Source organism: Kosakonia sp. AG348, assembly GCF_003337365.1.
Taxonomy (GTDB): Bacteria; Pseudomonadota; Gammaproteobacteria; order Enterobacterales; family Enterobacteriaceae; genus Kosakonia.
Genome location: NZ_QPJR01000006.1, coordinates 289,669 through 309,969 on the forward strand (window position 1 = coordinate 289,669; position 20,301 = coordinate 309,969).

At 53.6% G+C, this 20,301-nt stretch carries 21 protein-coding genes; 9 read left to right on the top strand and 12 right to left on the bottom strand.

Annotated features, from left to right (window positions below; translation table 11 throughout):
- The first annotated feature begins 50 nt into the window (after positions 1–50).
- Together sfbB and DFO56_RS16595 are read left to right on the top strand one after the other, a co-directional pair.
- Positions 51–1,073, top strand: coding sequence for a virulence-associated ABC transporter ATP-binding protein SfbB (gene sfbB / locus DFO56_RS16590; RefSeq protein ID WP_045509126.1), 1,023 nt, complete (start codon positions 51–53; stop codon positions 1,071–1,073).
- Complete coding sequence (locus DFO56_RS16595) at positions 1,066–1,725, top strand: methionine ABC transporter permease (protein ID WP_045509124.1); 660 nt, start codon at positions 1,066–1,068, stop codon at positions 1,723–1,725. Before sfbB ends, DFO56_RS16595 begins: the two co-directional genes overlap by 8 nt.
- Here DFO56_RS16595 and mnmH read toward each other — a convergent pair.
- The 5 genes from mnmH to ppiB all read right to left on the bottom strand — a co-directional run bounded on the left by mnmH (position 1,722) and on the right by ppiB (position 5,814).
- Entirely contained in the window at positions 1,722–2,801 is a 1,080-nt protein-coding gene (gene mnmH / locus DFO56_RS16600) for a tRNA 2-selenouridine(34) synthase MnmH (protein ID WP_045509122.1), read from the bottom strand. The genes DFO56_RS16595 and mnmH overlap by 4 nt on opposite strands.
- Before the next feature lie 90 nt (positions 2,802–2,891).
- Complete coding sequence (gene purK / locus DFO56_RS16605) at positions 2,892–3,959, bottom strand: 5-(carboxyamino)imidazole ribonucleotide synthase (RefSeq protein ID WP_045509120.1); 1,068 nt, start codon at positions 3,957–3,959, stop codon at positions 2,892–2,894.
- The gene (gene purE, locus DFO56_RS16610) at positions 3,956–4,465 is read right to left on the bottom strand and encodes a 5-(carboxyamino)imidazole ribonucleotide mutase (RefSeq protein WP_020456841.1); all 510 of its coding nucleotides are present in this window, start codon (positions 4,463–4,465) and stop codon (positions 3,956–3,958) included. The genes purK and purE overlap by 4 nt, the downstream gene beginning before the upstream one ends.
- Before the next feature lie 128 nt (positions 4,466–4,593).
- Positions 4,594–5,316, bottom strand: coding sequence for a UDP-2,3-diacylglucosamine diphosphatase (lpxH, locus tag DFO56_RS16615; RefSeq protein WP_045509425.1), 723 nt, complete (start codon positions 5,314–5,316; stop codon positions 4,594–4,596).
- 3 nt (positions 5,317–5,319) lie between these two features.
- Complete coding sequence (gene ppiB, locus DFO56_RS16620) at positions 5,320–5,814, bottom strand: peptidylprolyl isomerase B (RefSeq protein ID WP_020456843.1); 495 nt, start codon at positions 5,812–5,814, stop codon at positions 5,320–5,322.
- A 173-nt stretch (positions 5,815–5,987) separates the two neighbouring features.
- Between ppiB and cysS the strand changes: the two genes are divergently transcribed.
- On the top strand, positions 5,988–7,388 hold the full coding sequence (gene cysS / locus DFO56_RS16625; protein WP_045509118.1) for a cysteine--tRNA ligase: 1,401 nt from the start codon (positions 5,988–5,990) through the stop codon (positions 7,386–7,388).
- A gap of 63 nt (positions 7,389–7,451) precedes the next feature.
- Here cysS and DFO56_RS16630 read toward each other — a convergent pair whose 3' ends face one another.
- The 5 genes from DFO56_RS16630 to folD all read right to left on the bottom strand — a co-directional run bounded on the left by DFO56_RS16630 (position 7,452) and on the right by folD (position 12,047).
- Positions 7,452–7,976 carry a metal-dependent hydrolase gene (locus DFO56_RS16630; protein WP_045509116.1) on the bottom strand — a complete coding sequence of 175 codons (525 nt, stop codon included), beginning with the start codon at positions 7,974–7,976 and terminating at the stop codon, positions 7,452–7,454.
- Between the two features lie 166 nt (positions 7,977–8,142).
- The gene (gene malI / locus DFO56_RS16635) at positions 8,143–9,159 is read right to left on the bottom strand and encodes a Mal regulon transcriptional regulator MalI (protein WP_020456846.1); all 1,017 of its coding nucleotides are present in this window, start codon (positions 9,157–9,159) and stop codon (positions 8,143–8,145) included.
- Positions 9,160–9,229: 70 nt separating this feature from the next.
- Complete coding sequence (locus DFO56_RS16640; protein WP_044489584.1) at positions 9,230–10,729, bottom strand: PTS transporter subunit EIIC; 1,500 nt, start codon at positions 10,727–10,729, stop codon at positions 9,230–9,232.
- Between the two features lie 237 nt (positions 10,730–10,966).
- Entirely contained in the window at positions 10,967–11,179 is a 213-nt protein-coding gene (gene ybcJ, locus DFO56_RS16645) for a ribosome-associated protein YbcJ (protein WP_045509114.1), read from the bottom strand.
- Position 11,180: 1 nt separating this feature from the next.
- Entirely contained in the window at positions 11,181–12,047 is an 867-nt protein-coding gene (gene folD / locus DFO56_RS16650; RefSeq protein WP_020456848.1) for a bifunctional methylenetetrahydrofolate dehydrogenase/methenyltetrahydrofolate cyclohydrolase FolD, read from the bottom strand.
- A 536-nt stretch (positions 12,048–12,583) separates the two neighbouring features.
- Here folD and fimA point away from each other — a divergent pair.
- The 6 genes from fimA to sfmF all read left to right on the top strand — a co-directional run bounded on the left by fimA (position 12,584) and on the right by sfmF (position 18,273).
- A complete protein-coding gene (gene fimA, locus DFO56_RS16655; protein WP_020456849.1) occupies positions 12,584–13,129 on the top strand; it encodes a type 1 fimbrial major subunit FimA in 546 nt (181 codons plus the stop codon).
- 69 nt (positions 13,130–13,198) lie between these two features.
- On the top strand, positions 13,199–13,387 hold the full coding sequence (locus DFO56_RS16660) for a hypothetical protein (RefSeq protein ID WP_114413889.1): 189 nt from the start codon (positions 13,199–13,201) through the stop codon (positions 13,385–13,387).
- Positions 13,388–13,433: 46 nt separating this feature from the next.
- Positions 13,434–14,126, top strand: coding sequence for a type 1 fimbria chaperone FimC (gene fimC, locus DFO56_RS16665; RefSeq protein WP_045509111.1), 693 nt, complete (start codon positions 13,434–13,436; stop codon positions 14,124–14,126).
- Positions 14,127–14,150: 24 nt separating this feature from the next.
- The gene (locus tag DFO56_RS16670; RefSeq protein WP_114413890.1) at positions 14,151–16,736 is read left to right on the top strand and encodes a fimbrial biogenesis usher protein; all 2,586 of its coding nucleotides are present in this window, start codon (positions 14,151–14,153) and stop codon (positions 16,734–16,736) included.
- Positions 16,737–16,740: 4 nt separating this feature from the next.
- The gene (fimH, locus tag DFO56_RS16675; protein ID WP_045509105.1) at positions 16,741–17,745 is read left to right on the top strand and encodes a type 1 fimbria D-mannose specific adhesin FimH; all 1,005 of its coding nucleotides are present in this window, start codon (positions 16,741–16,743) and stop codon (positions 17,743–17,745) included.
- Positions 17,746–17,754: 9 nt separating this feature from the next.
- On the top strand, positions 17,755–18,273 hold the full coding sequence (gene sfmF / locus DFO56_RS16680; protein ID WP_045509102.1) for a fimbria assembly protein: 519 nt from the start codon (positions 17,755–17,757) through the stop codon (positions 18,271–18,273).
- A gap of 52 nt (positions 18,274–18,325) precedes the next feature.
- Here the strand turns inward: sfmF and fimZ are convergent, their stop codons facing one another.
- Together fimZ and DFO56_RS16690 are read right to left on the bottom strand one after the other, a co-directional pair.
- The gene (fimZ, locus tag DFO56_RS16685) at positions 18,326–18,958 is read right to left on the bottom strand and encodes a fimbria biosynthesis transcriptional regulator FimZ (protein WP_020456855.1); all 633 of its coding nucleotides are present in this window, start codon (positions 18,956–18,958) and stop codon (positions 18,326–18,328) included.
- A 604-nt stretch (positions 18,959–19,562) separates the two neighbouring features.
- Complete coding sequence (locus DFO56_RS16690; RefSeq protein ID WP_233500408.1) at positions 19,563–20,288, bottom strand: DNA-binding response regulator; 726 nt, start codon at positions 20,286–20,288, stop codon at positions 19,563–19,565.
- Positions 20,289–20,301: the final 13 nt, after the last annotated feature.

The window sequence follows — 20,301 nt, forward strand, 5'->3', positions numbered from 1 at the left end:
GCTGATTTGACGGGCAGGCTGCGGCCTGCCTTTTGTTGTTTGAGGTTTGCATGATTGAAATCGAAAAAGTATGCGTGGATTTCCCCGCAGCGCGCGGCAGTACGAGCGCGACCCGGGCGGTGGAGGATGTCACGCTGCGTATTGCGCCGGGGGAGATCTTCGGCATTGTGGGCACCAGCGGCGCGGGCAAAAGTACGCTGTTGCGCACGCTGAATGCGCTGCAGCGCCCAAGCCAGGGCAGCGTCAAAATCAATGGTGTTGCTATTTCGGCGCTGGAAGGCATCACATTACGCAAAGCGCGCCAGCGCATAGGCATGATATTCCAGCACTTCAACCTGATGCATACCCGCACCGTGGCGCAAAATGTGGCTTTCAGCCTGAAAGCGGCGGGATGGGAACGCAGTAAAATCGCCCCGCGCGTGGCGGAGATCCTGCAACTGGTAGGCTTAAGCGATAAAGCCAGTCGCTACCCGGTGCAACTCAGTGGCGGGCAGAAGCAGCGGGTCGGTATTGCGCGCGCCATCGCTAATCACCCGGATGTTTTGCTATGTGATGAGCCAACCTCGGCGCTGGATCTGGAAACCTCTGCCACCATTCTGGCCCTGCTCAAGCAGATCAATGAACAACTGGGGATCACCATTGTGCTGATCACCCACGAGATGAACGTGATCAAATCGATCTGCGATCGGGTGGCGGTGATGTCTGGCGGCAAAGTGGTGGAGGAGGGCGACGTGTTTGATATTTTTGCCCATCCGCAGCACCCCTTCACCCGCCAACTGGTGTCGCACACGCTGAATTTGACTTTGCCGGAGCGTTTGCAACAGCATCTGCCAGGGCAATTATTGAAGATCCTGTTTATTGGTGACTCCGCTGAGCAGCCGGTGCTCTCTGACGCGGCGGTAAAATTTGGCGTCGCGGTTAATATTCTGCACGGCAAAATTGAGTATATCGGCGAGCGGGCGCTGGGCATTCTGGTGGTGCAACTGACGTCGATGGAAAACCCGGCAGCAGTAAGTGACGCCGTGGACTATATTCGCAACCGTACCGCGCAGGTGGAGGTGATCCGTGGATGATTTAATGGCCGATCTGAGCCTCGCCTTTGGCGAAACCTTCCAGATGTTAAGCATTTCGACGGTGCTGGCGATTGTCGGCGGTTTGCCGCTCGGTTTCCTGATTTTCGTTACCGACAGGCACCTGTTCTGGCAAAACCGCGCGGTCTATCTGGTGAGCACAGTACTGGTGAATATTATCCGCTCGGTGCCGTTTGTGATCCTGCTGGTGCTCCTGTTGCCGGTGACGCAGTTTTTGCTCGGCAACACTATTGGACCGATTGCCGCGTCGGTGCCGCTCTCTGTGGCGGCAATTGCCTTTTATGCACGGTTGGTCGACAGCGCCCTGCGCGAGGTGGATAAAGGCATTATTGAAGCGGCGGAAGCCTTTGGTGCCAGCCCGCTGCGCATTATCTGTACCGTGCTGCTGCCGGAAGCCAGCGCGGGTCTGCTGCGCGGCCTGACCATTACGCTCGTCAGCCTGATTGGGTATTCCGCGATGGCCGGGATTGTCGGTGGTGGTGGTGTGGGCGATCTGGCGATCCGCTACGGCTATTACCGTTATGAAACCCAGGTGATGATCGTAACGGTTATCGCGCTGACTATTCTGGTGCAGATAGTCCAGGTGCTGGGAGACTGGCTGGCGAAACGCGCCGATAAACGCGATCGTCATTAAGCCGTGTGTGCCGCCAGCCAGGCCGCTACTTCTGCAAAAGTGCCGCGAAAGCGAATGGCTTTCGCGCGCTTCTCAAGCTGGTAGCGGTACATTGGATCGTAGTACTCCTCCAGCAACGGCACGAGCCACGCGAAGTGTTCCTCGGTACTGCCGCTGCGCTGCTGCTGGCTCAGCGCGTTCTCCAGATGTTGCGTCAATTCCGCGTAGCGCTGTAATCCCAGGCGGCGGCGAATGGCAAAAAGCCCGTGACGCAGATATTCGGCATACTGACGCCAGCCCTCTTCCTCACCGTCGCGGGTGATAAACGCCGCGTGCATCTCTACGAAATAGTCGATGCGCAAACGCTCCAGGCGTTGTGCAAAAGGATCTTCCACTACCACCAGCGGCGATTGCGCCATTCTCTCGCGCACCACGGCTGGCAGATGGTTCGCCCCAATCGCGGCGCTTTCGTCTTCCAGCAGCCAGAACGCGGGCGTCACTTTCAGTAGCGCCGCTGCCAGCTGGTTTTCGAAACTGGCCTGCGAGCGCTGCGGTTGCAGCGTCCGGCCAAACGAGGAACCGCGATGCCGGGCGAGCCCTTCAAGATCGATGCCATTACACTGCGAACGTACCAGCAACGTTTTGCCGCTTCCCGTGCAGCCACCCACCAGTAGCGCCGGGCGTTGCATGCACTGTTGCGTTGCTTCGATGGCGGCCTGGCGCAGCGCTTTATAACCGCCGACCACCAGCGGATAGTCCACCTGGCATTCTCGCAGCCATTGCTGAACGATATGCGAACGCTGACCGCCGCGGGCGCAACAAAGATAACCCTGCGGATATTGCGCACAGGCTTGCCGCCATGCTTCGATGCGTTGTTCACGGGTTTCGCCACTGACCAGTTGATTACCCAGACGAAGCGCGGCTTCTGCGCCTTCGCGTTTATAGCAAGTGCCTACCGCTGCGCGTTCATGGTCGTTCATTAAGGGTAGATTGATAGCCGCGGGCATGGCACCTTTGGCGAACTCAACCGGTGCACGAACATCAATAAGAGGCGTTTCATCCCGCAGGAGGGCGAGATAATCCGTGGTGTCGTTCATTGGGCTTCCTTCTGCAAAACGCTGGTGGTAATCCCACCAGCGTGCAGATTTTACGCCCCGAACAAGGGAGATCAATTCCCCGGCGGGAGATTACTGCAGTTTTGACTGTGCCCAGGCAATGCCGCTCGCGTACTCGGGCGGCAGCAGTGGCACCAGTGCTTCCAGCGTGGCACTCAGACGCGCAATGTCATCATCGTTCAGGTTCAAATGACCCACTTTGCGCCCCGGACGCACCTCTTTGTCGTACCAGTGCAAATGCACCAGCGGTAGTTTCAACCAGTCGTAATTCAGATCGCTGCCAATCAGGTTGATCATCACCGACGGGCTGTTGACCACCGGCGGCGGTAACGGCAGATCCACCACCGCGCGCAGATGCAGTTCAAACTGGCTGATAGAAGCACCGTTCTGCGTCCAGTGGCCGCTGTTGTGTACGCGCGGCGCCAGCTCGTTAATCAGCAACCCACCCGGTGTGACAAAGCACTCCATCGCCATCACGCCGACGTAGTTCAGCTCATGCATGATGGCAGAAAGCATGTTTTCCGCCTGCTGTTGCTGAGCGGCGTTAGCCTGCGGGAAAACCACGCTGGTACGCAAAATGCCATCCTGATGCAGGTTATGCGTCAACGGGTAGAAAACGGTGCTGCCATCACGCGCGCGCGCGCCGACCAGCGATACTTCACCGGAAAAATTGATGCCCTGTTCGACAATGCACTCGCCGTAGCAGTCGTCCGGCAACTGATCCGTTTCGCCTGTGCGTAAACGCCACTGCCCACGACCGTCATAGCCCCCCACGCGGCGCTTAACAATCGCCAGCTCGCCCAGGCGGGAAAACACGGCAGGCCATTCGCTTTTATCCGCCAGCAGCTGCCATGGTGCCGTAGCCAGTTCGAGTTTGTCGAATAACTGTTTTTGCGTCAGGCGATCGGCAATGATCGGGAACACATCGCGGTTAACAAACGCCGGATGGCGCGCCAGCTCGCGCGTTAACGCTGTTTCCGGCCAACGCTCAATTTCGGCGGTGATAACACTCTGTTGAAACGGCACCGCTTCCGGCGCGTCATCCAGCCCAACCGGCCAGACCGCGATGCTGAGCGGTTCACCGGCCTGGCGCAACATCCGGCCAAGCTGTCCGTTGCCTAATACGCAAACCTGTTTCATGCCGCGCCTCTCGGATCCGGATTATCCAGTACCTCATCGGTCTGAGATTTGCGCCAGTCCGCCAGACGCTGGTGCAGTTGCGCGTCATGCTGCGCCAGGATCTGTGCGGCCAGCAGCGCGGCGTTGGCCGCACCGGCTTTGCCAATTGCCAGCGTTCCCACCGGAATGCCGCGCGGCATCTGCACAATAGAGTAAAGGCTGTCCACACCGCTTAACGCGGCGCTTTGTACCGGCACACCCAGTACCGGCACCAGTGTTTTCGCCGCGATCATGCCCGGCAGATGCGCCGCGCCGCCGGCACCGGCAATAATCACCTGGTAACCGTTTTGTTCCGCACTTTCGGCGAAGCTAAACAGTTTATCCGGGGTGCGGTGTGCGGAGACGATTTCAACATGGTGCGGAACGTTCAGGGTATCGAGGATTTCTGCGGCGAATTGCATGGTGGCCCAGTCGCTTTTCGAGCCCATAACAATGGCGATGCGCGCCGGTTGGTTGCTTGAAGACATACGTCTCAAAACTCCTGTGGGTGTGCTTCAGACTACATAAGAGGGCACAGAGAATAGCATGTAAAATGGGCAAGGAAAACGGTTGCGTAGCGATGTTTCGCGCGTTTGACGGCTAATCGTAAGCGTATTCAGAAAGGGAAATGAATCAGTTCAACATCGCTTTCGCTGACGCGCACCATCGAACCTTCGCTGTGCCATGCGCCTAAAACGGCACGGTATGCGGGCGCGTTATTCGCGGTAAGCTCATGCACTGCCGGGCGATGAGTATGACCGTGGATCAACCACTGCACCTGGTGTTTTTCCATGGCTTCCACCACGGCGTGCTGGTTTACATCCATAATCGAAAGCGACTTGCTGCTGTTGGCGGCTTTACTGCCGGCGCGCATTTTCGCGGCGATACGTCGGCGAATAAACAGCGGCAGGGTGAGGAACAGCTTTTGCAGCCAGGGCTGGTGCACTTTGGCGCGAAAGGCCTGATAACCGGCATCATCGGTGCAGAGCGTATCGCCATGCATAATCAGCACGTTGCGGCCATACAAACTGAGCACCTGTTCCTGAGGTAACAATTGCATACCGCAGGCTTGCGCGAAGCGTTGACCAAGCAGGAAATCACGGTTGCCGTGAATGAAATAGCAGGGGACACCGCTATCGACAACGGCTTTGATCGCCTGGGCTATTTGCTGATGTAGCGGGTTCGGATCGTCGTCGCCAATCCACGCTTCAAACAGATCGCCCAAAATGTAGAGCGCATCGGCTTCACGCGCTGTACCGGCCAAAAAACGCAGAAAACCGGCGGTGATCGCCGGTTCTTCTGTTTGCAGATGCAAATCTGCGATAAAGAGTGTCGCCACCAATTACTCGCTGACGTCCACGCTTTCAATCACCACATCTTCTTTCGGCACATCCTGGTGCATGCCGCTGCGGCCGGTAGAAACGCCTTTGATCTTGTCAACAACGTCCATGCCTTCAACCACTTCGGCAAACACGCAGTAGCCCCAGCCCTGCATGCTTTCGCCGCTGAAGTTCAGGAAGTCGTTATCAGCCACGTTGATGAAGAACTGCGCGGTAGCGGAGTGCGGAGCCTGAGTACGCGCCATGGCCAGCGTACCACGGGTGTTTTTCAGACCGTTGTTGGCTTCGTTTTTGATTGGGTCTTTGGTGACTTTCTGGTTCATGCCCGGTTCGAAACCGCCGCCCTGAATCATAAAGCCATTGATAACACGGTGGAAAATCGTGTTGTTGTAGAAACCTTCACGGCAGTAGTCCAGGAAGTTTTTAACTGTTTCAGGCGCTTTGTCATCAAAGGTTTTGATTACGATGTCGCCGTGATTAGTGTGGAAAGTAACCATTATTGCATCCTGTTCTGATAGTGTAGTGCGTAGACCCGCCAGTGGGTCAGAGATAGTCGCTTGTTATAGCATAACCGCGAGGCTGGATCACCTTGCAAAGTGTGCTGCTTCGGGTTTGAATTACGGGTAATATATGCGGTTTTCGTTCCACACACGTCCACATGGAATCTTCGATGTTAAAAATCTTTAATACACTGACGCGCCAAAAAGAGGAATTCAAACCTATCCATGCCGGGGAAGTCGGCATGTACGTGTGTGGTATTACCGTTTACGATCTCTGTCATATCGGTCACGGCCGTACCTTTGTCGCCTTTGACGTGGTATCCCGCTATCTGCGTTTTCTCGGCTATAAGCTGAAATATGTCCGCAATATTACCGATATTGACGACAAAATCATTAAGCGCGCTAATGAGAATGGCGAAAGTTTTGTCGCGCTGGTCGACCGGATGATCGCAGAGATGCATAAGGATTTTGACGCGCTCAATATCCTGCGCCCGGATAGCGAACCGCGCGCAACGCACCATATTGCAGAAATTATTGAAATCACACAGCGCCTGCTGGATCGCGAACATGCGTACGTGGCTGAAAACGGCGATGTGATGTTCTCGGTGCCGACGGATCCGACTTATGGTCAGCTTTCGCGTCAGGATCTGGATCAGTTGCAGGCGGGGGCACGCGTCGAAGTCGCGGAAGTAAAACGCAACCCGATGGACTTCGTGCTGTGGAAAATGTCCAAGCCTGGCGAGCCGAGCTGGCCATCGCCGTGGGGCGAAGGGCGTCCCGGCTGGCACATTGAGTGTTCGGCGATGAACTGCAAACAGCTGGGTTCGCATTTCGATATCCACGGTGGCGGTTCCGATCTGATGTTCCCGCACCACGAAAACGAAATCGCCCAGTCAACCTGTGCGCATGACGGCGAGTACGTAAATTACTGGATGCACTCCGGCATGGTGATGGTTGATCGCGAGAAGATGTCAAAATCGCTCGGCAACTTCTTTACCGTGCGTGACGTGCTGAAGTATTACGACGCGGAAACCGTGCGCTACTTCCTGATGTCCGGTCACTATCGCAGCCAGTTGAACTACAGCGAAGAGAACCTGAAACAGGCGCGTTCTGCGCTGGAGCGTCTGTACAACGCGCTGCGTGGTACGGATAGCAATAACGCCGAACATCGTTATTTTGAGAACGGTGAGCTTTTCCAGAAACGCTTCTGCGACGCCATGGATGACGACTTCAACACCCCGGAAGCCTATTCCGTGCTGTTTGATCTCGCGCGCGAAGTGAATACGCTGAAGCATGACGGGGATGCGCTGGGCGCAAATGCGGCGGCGAAAAAGCTGCGTGAACTGGCGGGCGTTTTGGGTCTGCTGGAGCAGGATCCGGATCTCTTCCTGCAAAGCGGCGCGCAGGCGGATGACAGCGAAGTGGCTGAGATCGAAAAGCTTATCCAGCAGCGCCTCGATGCGCGTAAAGCGAAAGACTGGGCGGCAGCCGATGCCGCGCGTGACCGTCTGAACGAGATGGGTATCGTGCTGGAAGATGGCCCGCAGGGCACGACCTGGCGTCGTAAGTAAGAAAAAAAGCGGCTTCGGCCGCTTTTTTGTTGTCCCTTCAAAACCACTGGCGGTGGTCGATATTTATCCCCGCCGCATTTTCCATAACAGCAGCATCAGAATCACACCCGGTAGCCACACCCACAGCAACTCCGAAATGATCACCTGGTGACCATACGGCGTGTTATAGCGCGACAGCGCAAACGGCGCGACTTTGATCACCTGCCACGGCGCGAAGAACCGTTCATCCGACCACGGCCACAGCCAGCCGACGCCTTTCCCACCGGTAGTGATGGAATCCAGCAGGCTGTGCGACAGCAGCGACACGGTGAGAAACGCCCAGCAGCGCGCCAGACTCGCTTTGAAGTATTTTCGCCCAAACCAGGTCACCAATAGCGGCACCACAAAAGCAAACAGCAACGAGTGGGTAAACCCGCGGTGGCCGAAAACATTGCCGTAAGCGACACCGAATTTAAACGCCAGCACGTCGGCATCGGGCAACATGGCAAGCCCTATCCCCGCCAGCAGTAAGCCGCGTGGGATCACTTTACTGCCAAGCCCCAACCCCAGACAAAGCGGGACAGCAGCATGTGTAACAATCGTTGGCATAACGCAGGTCTCTGAAGAAAAACGAAATTATAGCCGACGCGGCAGGCGGGTAAACTGCGGGGTTTTCTGAATCTTTTCTCATCAGAACAGAACCGGGCTGGCTGGTTATAAGCCGACGTGAGGTTACCGCTCGCGAGGACGCCGCTGTCTGTCCGATGTGTTCGGATTACGCGGACTCGCGGGCAATCAGCTGGCCGGAAAGCGTGATGCGCTGCGTTTGCAACTCGGGCTCTTTCAGCTTGCGAATGATCAACCCCGCCGCCTGGCGTCCGGTCTCTTCACTGGCGGACGAAACATAGGTAAAGGAAGGCGAGGTGAGATTGACGTGCAGCATATCTTCAAAGCCGACGAGCGCCACTTGCTGAGAGAGGAACACATCTTTGCCCACCGTATGCCCGGTTTGGTGGATCCCGGCGATGGAGCCAATCATGGCATCCGGCGAGTGGCAGAGCAGGGCGGTAATAGTGCTATTTTTTTCCAGTAACTGGCGGACAGCGTAGCTTGCCGCGCGGGTATCGTCGCTGCAGGCCGGAGTGGCTTCTTCGCGTACTACCAACCCGTTCTGCGTCATTGTGGTGCGAAACCCCAGCAGACGTTGCTGGCGCATTAAATCGCCTTCAATGCCGCCAATATAGGCAATATTGCGGTGCCCGCGTTCGATGAGATAGCGTGTCGCCAGGCTGGCGGCCTGACGGTTATCGCGCATGACCAGGTTGCACGCTTCATTGAGCAGCGACTGTGACACCACCACCAGCGGCAGCGGGCAGTCGCGAATTTGGGCGGGAAGCGTTGAGCTGCGCGTATCGGAGGCGAGATAAATCACCCCGGCAACCCCTTGTTGTTTGAAAGACAGCAGGCAGCGTTCCAGGTGATCGCCATCGTTGAGCGGCTGACCGAGAAAAACCATGTAACCCTGTTTTTCCAGCTCCTGCACGATGCTGGCCATCACTTTTATTGAGAAGCTGTCGCTGAAATCGCGCAGGATAAGCCCAATCAGGTTGGAGGTATTGGCACGCAGATTCGCGGCAGCAACATTGTGAACATAGCCAAGCGCATCGATAGCGGCATGGACTTTAGCAATCGTCGCTTGTGATATTTTCCCTTTCTGGCGCAGCACCAGCGAGACGGTAGAAACGGAAACGCCCGCCTGCTTAGCGACATCAATGATGCTGACTTTCTTCAAACTCGCTCCCTGATTTTCCCGGTTTTCCACCTGATATGGCGCGTACTGGACGCGCCAACCCGGTATCTTATTATTTGCCGATCATTGTGGACATGGTCTGGGCGATAAATTGCGCCCTCGCACCGAAAATAACCTGAATACCGCTATCACCGACAAATACTACGCCGCGTGCGCCCAGGCCATTTAGGCCATCTTTATCCACCATTTCACTTTTCGCCACTTCCAGGCGCAAACGGGTGATACAGGAACCAACGGAGTCGATATTTTGCGCACCGCCCAGCATGGCGATGATCTCGGTTGCCAGTTCGCTGTCAGTTTTATCATCTGCCACAGCGGTAACTTCCGTGCGTCCCGGCGTTTTCACGTCGAAGCGGCGGATCACAAAACGGAAGGTGAAGTAATAAATCAGCGCCATCGGGATGCCAACGATCACCGCGTTAAGGAAGTTGGTCTGATAACCGTTAAACGACGGCAGGATGCCGAATGACAAGTAGTCGATAAATCCGGCGGAGAAGGATTTCGCGATGTGCGCGTGCAGCAGGTACATCGTCATATACGCCAGACCGGCCATAATGGCGTTAAAGACGTAGAGAATAGGTGCGACGAAGATAAAGGTGAATTCAACCGGCTCGGTAATGCCGGTCAGGAAGCAGGTCAGCGCCGCAGAGAAGAGAATACCGAACGCGATCTTCTTATTGCGGGTGTGCGCTTCGTGGTACATCGCAAGGCAGGCCGCAGGCAGCGCAAACAGCATCAGCGGGAACTCACCTTGCATAAACTTACCGGCGTTCTGGTAGGTATCACTGCTAAAGGATTTCACGCCTTCTTCCAGCATTTTGAACCAGATAGTCTGATCGCCATGGATCACCTGGCCGGCCTGCGTGGTGTAATCGCCAAACGAATACCAGAACGACGGATACCAGATATGGTGCAGACCCAGTGGGATCAGCGCGCGTTCCACTAAACCGAAAATAAACGTCGACGCGGCTTGATTATCGCCGTTGACGATAACGGAAAGCGCATCGATGCCCGCCTGAATATGTTGCCAGACATAGGGCAGCAGCAGGCCGAGCACAAAGGATAAGAATGCGGTAGCGATGGCAACAAAACGCTTACCAGAGAAGAAGCCGAGGAACTCTGGTAACTGCATGGTGTGGAAGCGGTTATAACACCAGGCGGCAAGAATACCGCAGATCAGCCCGCCAAAAACGCCCATTTGCAGGGTAGGAATGCCGACCACCATGGCATATTTTCCGCCCTGCGAGGCCATTTCCGGCGTGATACCTAACATGGTGCCGATAGTGATATTGGTAATGAACACCGATACCGCGGCTGAAAGCGCCGCAATACCCGATTCTGAAGCGAGACCAACCGCCGAACCGATGGCGAACAACATCGGCAGGTTATCGAAGATAACGCCACCTGCGTTCATCATCAGCGGCAGGTGAAATTTATCGCCGAAAGCAAGTAACAGACCTGCGGCTGGCAGCAACGAGATTGGCAACATTAACGCGCGGCCAATCATCGACAACTTAGACAATGATTTAACAAACCCTGATATCAGACTCATGCTGATTTCCCCCGAAGTAGCGCTCTTTTGGCGCCGTTATTGTTAGTAGAACGTTTTAGTAGAACGTTCTACTCATCGTGAGATAAGTCGTAACGGGCTGCAACTAAATTTTCACATTTAGCCAGATGAATTAATGATTCTTTGAGGTTGATCGGTAATTAACCGTGATGACGGCAGGGGGAAGGAGAAAGAAGGTGCCGGGCTGCGGTGATGCGACACCCGGCGTGCTACGCGTGATTACGCGATGACGGTAACGCTTTGGCCTTCAAAACTCACCGTTTGACCGGCGACGATTTTGCAGCGTTTGCGCGTTTCAACCGCGCCATCCACTTTGACAAAGCCATCGGCAATGGCGATTTTCGCCTGCGCGCCGCTTTCGCTCCAGCCTTCGAGTTTCAGCAGATCGCACAGCTCAACGTGCGGATGTTTACCGAGAGAAAATGTTGCCATCTTATACGCCTTTTACATCATGGTATTCTTCACACGCCTGCAGCGTGTTCTGGATCAGGGTGGCGACCGTCATTGGGCCAACGCCACCCGGTACCGGCGTAATATACGCTGCTCGCGCGGCGGCTTCTTCATAAATCACATCGCCGACGACTTTGCCGTTTTCCAGACGGTTAATACCGACATCAATCACAATCGCGCCTTCTTTGATCCACTCGCCGGGAATAAAGCCCGGTTTACCCACGGCGACAATCAGCAGGTCGGCGTTTTCAACGTGCTGGCGTAGGTTTTTAGTGAAGCGGTGCGTCACGGTGGTGGTGCAACCGGCCAGCAGCAGTTCCATGCTCATCGGACGGCCAACGATATTGGACGCGCCAATCACCACGGCGTTGAGGCCGAAGGTGTCAATGTTGTAACGCTCCAGCAGCGTGACAATACCGCGTGGCGTGCACGGGCGCAGACGCGGCGCACGCTGGCAAAGGCGGCCTACGTTATACGGGTGGAAACCATCTACGTCTTTGTCCGGCGCGATGCGTTCCAGCACTTTCACATTGTCGATGCCCGCCGGCAGCGGCAACTGCACCAGAATACCGTCAATGGCGGTATCGGCGTTCAGCTTGTCGATAAGCGCCAGCAGTTCCGCTTCGCTGGTGGTTTCCGGGAGATCGTAAGAGCGGGAGATGAAACCCACTTCCTCACAGGCTTTGCGCTTGCTGCCGACATAAATTTGTGATGCCGGGTTGCTGCCAACCAGTACGACCGCCAGGCCCGGAGCGCGAAATCCTGCCGCGACGCGCGCCCGAACTTTTTCAGCAACCTCAGAGCGCACCTGCTGCGCAATCGTTTTACCATCAATAATCTTTGCTGCCATCAGAGAGAGGATTCCATCTGTCATATCAACTAAGGGGATGGCGGCTATTTTGTCAGAAGCGCGGCGCGCTGTCAGTCACCGTTTGCGGATTTCGCCGCCGCTGCGCCTGAAATCTCAGCAGATCAAGGGCTTCGCCGTTGCTGGTTGTTAACCAAATTTCAACAATTCATCACCCTTAAGAAAGTCCGCTATTAAGCCACTGTTACAGGCGTTTACGGCTATTTCTTATCCCTTTAATAAATAAAAGCCAGGCCTTTTCTTAAGCCCGAATAAGAACAGACCTGGTGTAATGACAGTAATGGCGAATATTTTAACTTTTACGAAATCACTACTGTCGTGCTGTGGCTAGTTGTTATGTCCACAGAGAAAAATATTGGGTGTTTTCCCAGGGAAGAAATGGGAAGCGAATAAGTTGTTCCCGATGCGTTATATCTTCACAGGAAAAGATTCTTTCATCTGGTATTTAGCGTATTCAAGTCTCAAACGGTTTTCGGCAGGATGTCGGAATCGCAACTTTTTATTTCAAGGAGAATATTATGAAAATGAAATTAATGGCTAGTTCTGTTGCAGCTGGATTGATGCTGATGGCAGGTGCCGTACAAGCAGACACCGTAAGCGGCGGTAATATACATTTTGACGGGGAACTGGTGAACGCAGCATGCGCGGTCAGCACTGCTTCCGCCGACCAGACAGTGACGCTGGGGCAATATCGCACCGCTTCATTCCCGGATGTGGGGGCAACCAGCGGCTCTGTACCGTTCAACATTGTGCTTAATGACTGCGATCCTGCCATCTTCCCGACGGCTTCTGTCGCGTTCTCGGGCCAGGCCGATGCCGCCGATAATACGCTACTGGCGGTCACCTCCAGTGACAACAGTGCAACGGCAAGCGGGGTGGGGATCGAAATTCTTGATAATGCCTCGAAAACACTGAGCCCGGACGGCGCGAGCTTCTCCACCGCTCAGGCGCTGCTTGAAGGCACCAACACATTACACTTCTCCGCACGTTACAAAGCCACCAGCGCGACCGCGACACCAGGGCAGGCAAATGCGGATGCGACGTTCATCATGAAATACGAATAACCCATTACTTCCAGGGATGACATGGCCTCAGGGACGAGGCGCTTGACAATGTAATGCGAGAAATTATTCATGATGAGGACAGGTCTCACGCTGGCGCTGTTTGATCAAAAGCAGCGACACAGCATGCCGCTCTCTTATTTCCCCACGATCGCTAATGAAGTGGCAATCCATTTTTATGCACGCTACCGCGCGATTACAGAGCGTATTACGACACGACGTTTACATTCTGTTGTCTGGTTTCCGCTGGTCTACCCCTGACATATTTCTTATGGCCCGCATAATATTCTGAAGAGTTATTTGCGCTATGAACATTTTTTTAAAATCAGGTTGGATTATCAGTCTTTTATTATCTATCGCGCTGCCAGTAAAAGCCGCTGGAGGAATAGCACTTGGCGCAACCCGGGTTATTTATCCTGCCGGGGATAAGCAGACCTCGCTTTCTATTTCTAATAGCGATGGAAAAGCACGTTTTCTGGTGAATTCATGGGTGGAAAATAGTCATGGAGAAAAAGAAAAAACGTTTGTCGTGACCCCGCCGCTGTTTGTTAGCGAGCCGGAAAGTGAAAACACGCTGCGTATTATCTACGCCGGGCAACCGTTACCCGACGACCGCGAATCTCTGTTCTGGTTGAGCGTAAAAGCGATTCCATCGGTGAACAAAGAGAATGCCACAGACAAAAACGTGCTGCAGTTGGCTGTTCTCTCTCGCATTAAGCTATTTGTTCGCCCGAAAAGTCTATCGGGGTTAACAGAGGATGCGTCTGCGAAACTGCAGTTTTCGCGTCTCGATAAACACCTGAACATCACTAATCCCTCCGCGTATTACATCACTCTGGTGAATGTTTATATGGGCAAACAGAAGCTCGACAATGTCATGGTTGCGCCTAAAGGCCGTACTCAGTTGCTTATTCCGCCTGATGCTCAGGGCGGAGTGACTTTCCAGACGGTGAATGATTACGGCGCGCTGACGCCGGTGAAAACCGTTGGTCTGCCATAACAGAGACAAATGACAGGGATGCCTATGAATAAGCGCACGTCTCCTTCAGCTTACTCACGGCTGGCGTTGTCGCTGCTGGCGGTGTTGCACCCGGCGATGAGCCGCGCTGAGAACTACTTCAACCCGGCGTTTTTATCAGAGGATGCCGCTGCCGTTGCCGATTTATCACGCTTTGAAAAAGGTAACCAGCCGCCGGGCGTTTATCGGGTGGATATCTGGCGCGATGGTGAATTTATCGCCACCCAGGATCTGCGTTTCGATATTGCCCATCACGGGGCGACGCCCGCTTCCGGTGGTCTGATGCCATGCTTCACGCTCGATTTGCTCAAGCGGTTGGGCGTTAATATTCGCGCTTTTCCGGCGCTGCTCACCGACAAAGGTGACGCCTGTATCGATATCACGACCGCTATACCGGGGGCTGAAGCTGTTTTTGATTTCTCAGCAATGCGGCTGAATATTGGGTTACCCCAGGCTTCGATGCTGAACAGCGCACGCGGTTACATTCCTGCCGAGGAATGGGACGAAGGCATTACCGCCGGGTTGCTTAACTATAGCTTTACAGGGAGCCACAGCACCGGCAGCAATAACGGTTTTCTGAGCTTACAAAGCGGGCTGAATTATGGCCCATGGCGGTTGCGTAATAATGGTGCCTGGCGCTACAGCAGCAGCGGAGCGGAACACACCCGCAGCTGGAAGACCATCGGAAGCTGGTTGCAACGTTCCCTTATCCCGCTAAAAAGCGAGCTGGTGATGGGCGACAGTAATACCGGCAGCGACGTGTTTGATAGCCTCGGTTTTCGCGGGGTACGCCTTTACTCTTCCGATAATATGTTTCCCGATAGCCTGCAAGGTTACGCGCCAACCGTACGCGGCATTGCGCGCACGCCTGCCAAATTAACCATCCGCCAGAACGGCTATGTCATTTATCAGAGTTATGTCTCGGCGGGTGCTTTTGTGATTTCTGATCTGAACCCTACCTCATCCAGCGGCGATCTGGACGTTACCGTCGATGAGAAAGATGGCCGTCAACAACGTTATACGGTGCCGTATTCGACGGTGCCGATCCTGCAACGTGAAGGACGCTTTAAATATGACCTCGTGGCCGGGAATTTTCGCAGCGGCAACGATCAACAATCTTCCCCTTCTTTTGTTCAGGGGAGCGTGATCGGCGGCCTGGCGGGCGGTTACACCGCCTATGGCGGAACCCAACTGGCAAAGCGTTATAACGCCTTTGTGCTGGGGGCTGGAAAAAACCTTGGCGGCTGGGGGGCGATATCGCTCGATTTTACCCAGGCACGCAACGAACTGGCGGATGGCAGCACGCATCAGGGGCAATCGTTGCGCTTTTTGTATGCCAAATCACTCAACCAATATGGCACCAACTTTCAGCTACTCGGGTATCGCTACTCAACGCGCGGTTTTTACACGTTGAGTGATGTCGCCTATCGCCGCATGGAGGGGTATGAGTATGAAGATCAGGACGAAAGTGAGGGGGGACGGAAGCCAAAACCGGTGCTTGTTAGCTATCACAACCTCAACAACAACAGAAAAGGGCGCTTTCAGATCAATATCTCGCAAAACCTGGGGGATTACGGCTCGTTGTATATTTCCGGCAGCCAACAAACTTACTGGAACAATGTTAAGCCCAGCAGTTGGTATCAGATCGGTTACGCCAGCGGCTGGCGGGGGATAAGCTACTCGCTTACCTGGTCGTGGAACCGCTCACCCGGCATCAATAATACGGATCGTATTATTGCGTTGAATCTTTCCGTACCGTTTAGCGCTCTGAGCGGGCAGCGCTTCAGCCGGGGAAGCGCGCTGGATCACACGTATGCCAGCCTTAACGCTAGCCGTAATAGCAACGGACAAAATAGCTGGCAGAGCGGGGTTGGCGGCACCTTACTTGAAGGACGCAACCTTAGTTACATCGTAAGCCAGGGGCACAGCAGCACAAGTGGTTACAGCGGCAGCGCCAGTGCCAACTGGCAGGCCGGTTGGGGCACGCTCGGCCTCGGTTATAACTACGATCCCTACCAGCACGAATATAACTGGCAGCTTGGCGGTGGTGTGGTCGCGCACGCCGACGGGGTAACTTTTGGCCAGCCGCTTGGCGATACCAACGTACTTATCAAAGCGCCGGGTGCGCAGGGCGTGCGGGTGGAAAATCAGACCGGGGTGCAAACCGACTGGCGAGGCTACGCCATCGTCCCTTATGCCTCCGTTTATCGATACAACCGCATTGCGCTTGATACCAACACGATGGATAACCACACCGATGTGCAAAACAGCGTCAGTAGCGTCGTGCCCACGCAGGGCGCGCTGGTCCGCGCCAGCTTTGACACCCGGATTGGTGTACGCGCACTGATTTCGCTGATGCGCGGTGATCGCCCGGTGCCGTTTGGTTCGGTGGTACGTGAAACCGGCAGCGGCGTGACCAGCATGGTGGGCGAGGACGGACAGGCGTATTTAAGCGGTTTGCCATTGCAGGGTGAACTGCTGGTGCAGTGGGGAGACGGCACGCAATCGCGCTGCCTTGCTCGCTACTCCTTACCGGAAGCCAGCCTGCAACAGGCGGTGGTGATGACAAGCGCCCGTTGTGAACAAGGATGATTTTATGAACAGATTTCATGCACTGCTTTGCGGCTTGTTGTTACTGGCAGCGACGTCGGCGCAGGCCACAATTTGTGTGAACGCGAAGGGCATACCGACAGATATCTATTATGACCTGTCGAACCTGTTTACCAGCGGGAATAACCATGTTGGTGAGGTGGTGACGTTGCCGGAAAAATCCGGCTGGGTTGGCGTCCAGGCTATCTGTCCTGCCGGCACCAAAGTGAATTACACCTACCGAAGCTATGTCTCTGACTTGCCGATACATACCATTGATGGCGGTTACAAATACATGAGGTTAAATGATTATCTGGAAGGGGCGATGAGCATCACCGATGATTACGCTGGCATCTTTTTCCCGCCGAGAAATTTTATCCGCATGGGAACACACCCCAACGTACCCAATCAGAAACCTTTTGGTGTAATGGACTCGAAGCTTATTTTTAAACTTAAAGTGGTGCGGCCGTTTATCAATATGGTGCCGATCCCGCGCCAAACCATGTTCAGGGTATATGTCACCAGTACGGACATAGATGCCCTCACGGTACCGGTCTATACCATTAGCTACAGCGGCAAAGTGGAAGTGCCGCAAAGCTGCAAACTCAATGCAGGCCAGGTCGTTGAATTTGAGTTTGATAAAATTGGCGCCGCGCTCTTTAGCCAAGCCGGGCCGGGGAACCGCCCGAACGGCGTTGATCCGCAAATTAAAACCGTGGCAATAGCGTGCACCAATGTTGACGCTCAGGCCTATCTTTCGATGCGTCTGGAAGCGGAAAAAGCCAGTGGGCAGGTAATGGTTTCTGATAACCCTGATGTGGGGTTTGTCGTGGCTGACCGTGAGGGCAATCCGCTTACCCCCAACACGCTGGGTAGCAAAATCCCTTTCCAGCTTGATGACAACGCCGCTGCGCGTGTTGATATCAGTGCGTGGCCGGTCAGCGTCACAGGCTTCAAACCCGCCGAGGGCGATTTTGTGGCGCGGGGCTATTTGCGCGTTGATTATGATTAAGGAGCCGTGATGTTTATCAAACCACGCCATGTCATGCTCGTTGGCTGCTGGCTGAGCCCGTTTGCGATCGCCGATACGCCGCTTGGAGAAATCAACATTCAGTTACGCGCAACGGTAGTGGACTTTACGTGCTATGCCGAGACGGCCGACAACGACAAAACGGTGCAATTAGGACGTTGGCCAACCAAACAGTTGCAAAATGCGGGTAATACCACGCCACTGGTACCTTTTAGCTTGCGGTTAGTGGGGTGCCCGCCAGGTAGCGCATCGATCACCTTTTCGGGGAAAGCCGCCAGCAACCCGGCACTGCTGGCGTTAAAAGATAGCTTGATGGCACAGAAAGTGGCTATTGAGCTGCGCGACAGAGATCGCACGCCGTTAGCGCTGGCGACAGCCAGCCAGGATATAGCCGTGGACAGCAATGGCAATGCAACGCTGCAGTTCTACGCCAATTACATCGCGCTGGCCGATAATCCTGTACCCGGTACGGCAAATGCCGATGCCACTTTCGCGATTAATTACTATTAATTTTATTTTCAATAAAGCATACGCCCGGTAATCTTTTTCCGGGCGTAGAGTGCTATAGCAGTTCGTGTGATTTGGCGTAATCAATCAACTCGACGATGGTATGCACACCGAGTTTCGAAAAAATATTCGATTTATGGGCGCTGATCGTCTTGTTGCTTAATAAAAGCTGTTCCGCAATTTCTTTGTTCGATAATCCGTTGGCGAGGTAGCGTAATACCGTTACTTCTCTATTAGAAAGCGGCATGTCCCGCTGTTCTCCTTTCTTTTTGCCCGGTTGGTTTATATAACTCAGCGTCTCAGATGGGAAGAAAGAGTACCCGGCAAGAATCATCTTTACGGCGTTATAAATATCGTTAAGCTCTTTCCGCTTACTGACAAAACCATTAGCGCCAGCGCGAATGGCTCTTGCAGCATAGAACGATTCAGATTTTGATGATAAAAAAAGCACATTGACATCTTCTCGTATCGCCTTGATTCTTCTCAATAAAGTAAAGCCATCTGTTTTAGGGAGTTCAATATCCAGAATAACCAGATCAACGGGAAGCGTACGGATATAATCAAGCGCCGCACGGCTATCATCCGTTTTTAATACCACTTTAACATTCTGGTTTTTCTCTAAAAGCACTTCTATCGACATCCTGACAATAGGATATTCGTCCATAATGATAACGGAAGCCGGTTTCATCTTTTTGCCTCAGATTGTTTTTTTAACGCTACGCCTTTGTGTAAATGCGATAGGCGTCGAAAAGGTAAATGTAACTTCAAGTATTCTATGAGGAAAAATAATTCCCTTGAAAAACCGATAGCATCCTTACTCGCCAAGTTATTTTCATTCGTAATTTACGAATGCGGGGAATATCAATTACGTGCTAATACAGAGAGATATCGTAATTATTAATAAGTTACTGTAATTATACCTGGGAAGTTCTGGCAGAAAAGCGTTAAGAGTTCATGAAGGCTATTTCTAAATATGAAGTTCTGAGAGCAATAATAGGTGATTGAATATTTGGCATGATAGCTTGCTGATTTTGATAAGCATGGTTTTTTACGCTCTTTTTAATGGTTAAAACAATTTAATTATTTGATTGTTTTCTTATTGTTAATCGCTGTTATCGCAATTTCATTGCTACAACGCTGGATAACAACGTGCGTCTTGGGTGGAATCTGAGTGGATTTTAAAAAAAGACAGTACCAGGAATAGTTGTAATTGTTGGTTTTATGTAAAAAAACATACCCGGCAAGAAAAATTGACTAAGTAATTTCTTAGATAAGGAGGATGGCAACGCCTGTTATCCCCAATAGTGATTAGCATCTATCGTTAAGCGGTGCAGTAAATGAAGCAAACTTTGACGATCGGGCAACCCAAGTTGCCTCAGTTGTAGGTTGAGACGATAAACCATGCGATGGTAAGGCAGATTGAGTAGCTGAGCGACATGTTTCAGCGTTTTTCCTTGCGCCAGCGCGGTGAACATCTGCCACTCTACCGGCGGAAATTTGCGCGAAACATCAACAGGTGAGGCAGGAGCCAACAGCGCCTGCCTGAATGGCTTGACGGGGAGATCCCGTTTTATTACGCGAAAGGGACCAGCCGCGCGCAGGAAATTGAACAGTGGCGCGTCGCTTTTTGTCGCTAACAGATAGATATGAAGTTTGCGATTGTGCGAAGCGAGCTGCCGCAGGGTTTCCAGGGCGCTAAAACGCGATGTGAGCAGGCTCTCCATATCCACGATCAGGTGCGAGAGATGCGGCTCCGCGAACCGATGATGTGCTGAATCAAGCGATGAAAACACGGCGTTGCGTTTACCGGAGAAGAGCCCCCTGTTCCAGGCATAGCTGAGAAAACTATCGGTTGAAATTAATATCTGGCTGATGATGCATTCAGGCAGGGCGAAACTGAGCTGCTGAGTAAGGTGTTCCAGCCTGTCAAACACCGGCGGCGGATATTCCCGATAGGGTAAAACCCGGTAATCGGGCCTGTGGAGGCGATTTTTTTCCCGGCGGATGAAAGTTCGCATTTTCCCTCGCAAA

Excerpts from the sequence above, each read along its gene's own strand:
- sfbB (WP_045509126.1), top strand. The coding sequence starts at position 51 with ATGATTGAAATCGAAAAAGTATGCGTGGATTTCCCCGCAGCGCGCGGC.
- mnmH (WP_045509122.1), bottom strand. The coding sequence starts at position 2,801 with ATGAACGACACCACGGATTATCTCGCCCTCCTGCGGGATGAAACGCCT.
- purK (WP_045509120.1), bottom strand. The coding sequence starts at position 3,959 with ATGAAACAGGTTTGCGTATTAGGCAACGGACAGCTTGGCCGGATGTTG.
- purE (WP_020456841.1), bottom strand. The coding sequence starts at position 4,465 with ATGTCTTCAAGCAACCAACCGGCGCGCATCGCCATTGTTATGGGCTCG.
- ppiB (WP_020456843.1), bottom strand. The coding sequence starts at position 5,814 with ATGGTTACTTTCCACACTAATCACGGCGACATCGTAATCAAAACCTTT.
- cysS (WP_045509118.1), top strand. The coding sequence starts at position 5,988 with ATGTTAAAAATCTTTAATACACTGACGCGCCAAAAAGAGGAATTCAAA.
- DFO56_RS16630 (WP_045509116.1), bottom strand. The coding sequence starts at position 7,976 with ATGCCAACGATTGTTACACATGCTGCTGTCCCGCTTTGTCTGGGGTTG.
- DFO56_RS16640 (WP_044489584.1), bottom strand. The coding sequence starts at position 10,729 with ATGAGTCTGATATCAGGGTTTGTTAAATCATTGTCTAAGTTGTCGATG.
- ybcJ (WP_045509114.1), bottom strand. The coding sequence starts at position 11,179 with ATGGCAACATTTTCTCTCGGTAAACATCCGCACGTTGAGCTGTGCGAT.
- folD (WP_020456848.1), bottom strand. The coding sequence starts at position 12,047 with ATGGCAGCAAAGATTATTGATGGTAAAACGATTGCGCAGCAGGTGCGC.
- fimA (WP_020456849.1), top strand. The coding sequence starts at position 12,584 with ATGAAAATGAAATTAATGGCTAGTTCTGTTGCAGCTGGATTGATGCTG.
- DFO56_RS16660 (WP_114413889.1), top strand. The coding sequence starts at position 13,199 with ATGATGAGGACAGGTCTCACGCTGGCGCTGTTTGATCAAAAGCAGCGA.
- fimC (WP_045509111.1), top strand. The coding sequence starts at position 13,434 with ATGAACATTTTTTTAAAATCAGGTTGGATTATCAGTCTTTTATTATCT.
- DFO56_RS16670 (WP_114413890.1), top strand. The coding sequence starts at position 14,151 with ATGAATAAGCGCACGTCTCCTTCAGCTTACTCACGGCTGGCGTTGTCG.
- fimH (WP_045509105.1), top strand. The coding sequence starts at position 16,741 with ATGAACAGATTTCATGCACTGCTTTGCGGCTTGTTGTTACTGGCAGCG.
- sfmF (WP_045509102.1), top strand. The coding sequence starts at position 17,755 with ATGTTTATCAAACCACGCCATGTCATGCTCGTTGGCTGCTGGCTGAGC.
- fimZ (WP_020456855.1), bottom strand. The coding sequence starts at position 18,958 with ATGAAACCGGCTTCCGTTATCATTATGGACGAATATCCTATTGTCAGG.
- DFO56_RS16690 (WP_233500408.1), bottom strand. The coding sequence starts at position 20,288 with ATGCGAACTTTCATCCGCCGGGAAAAAAATCGCCTCCACAGGCCCGAT.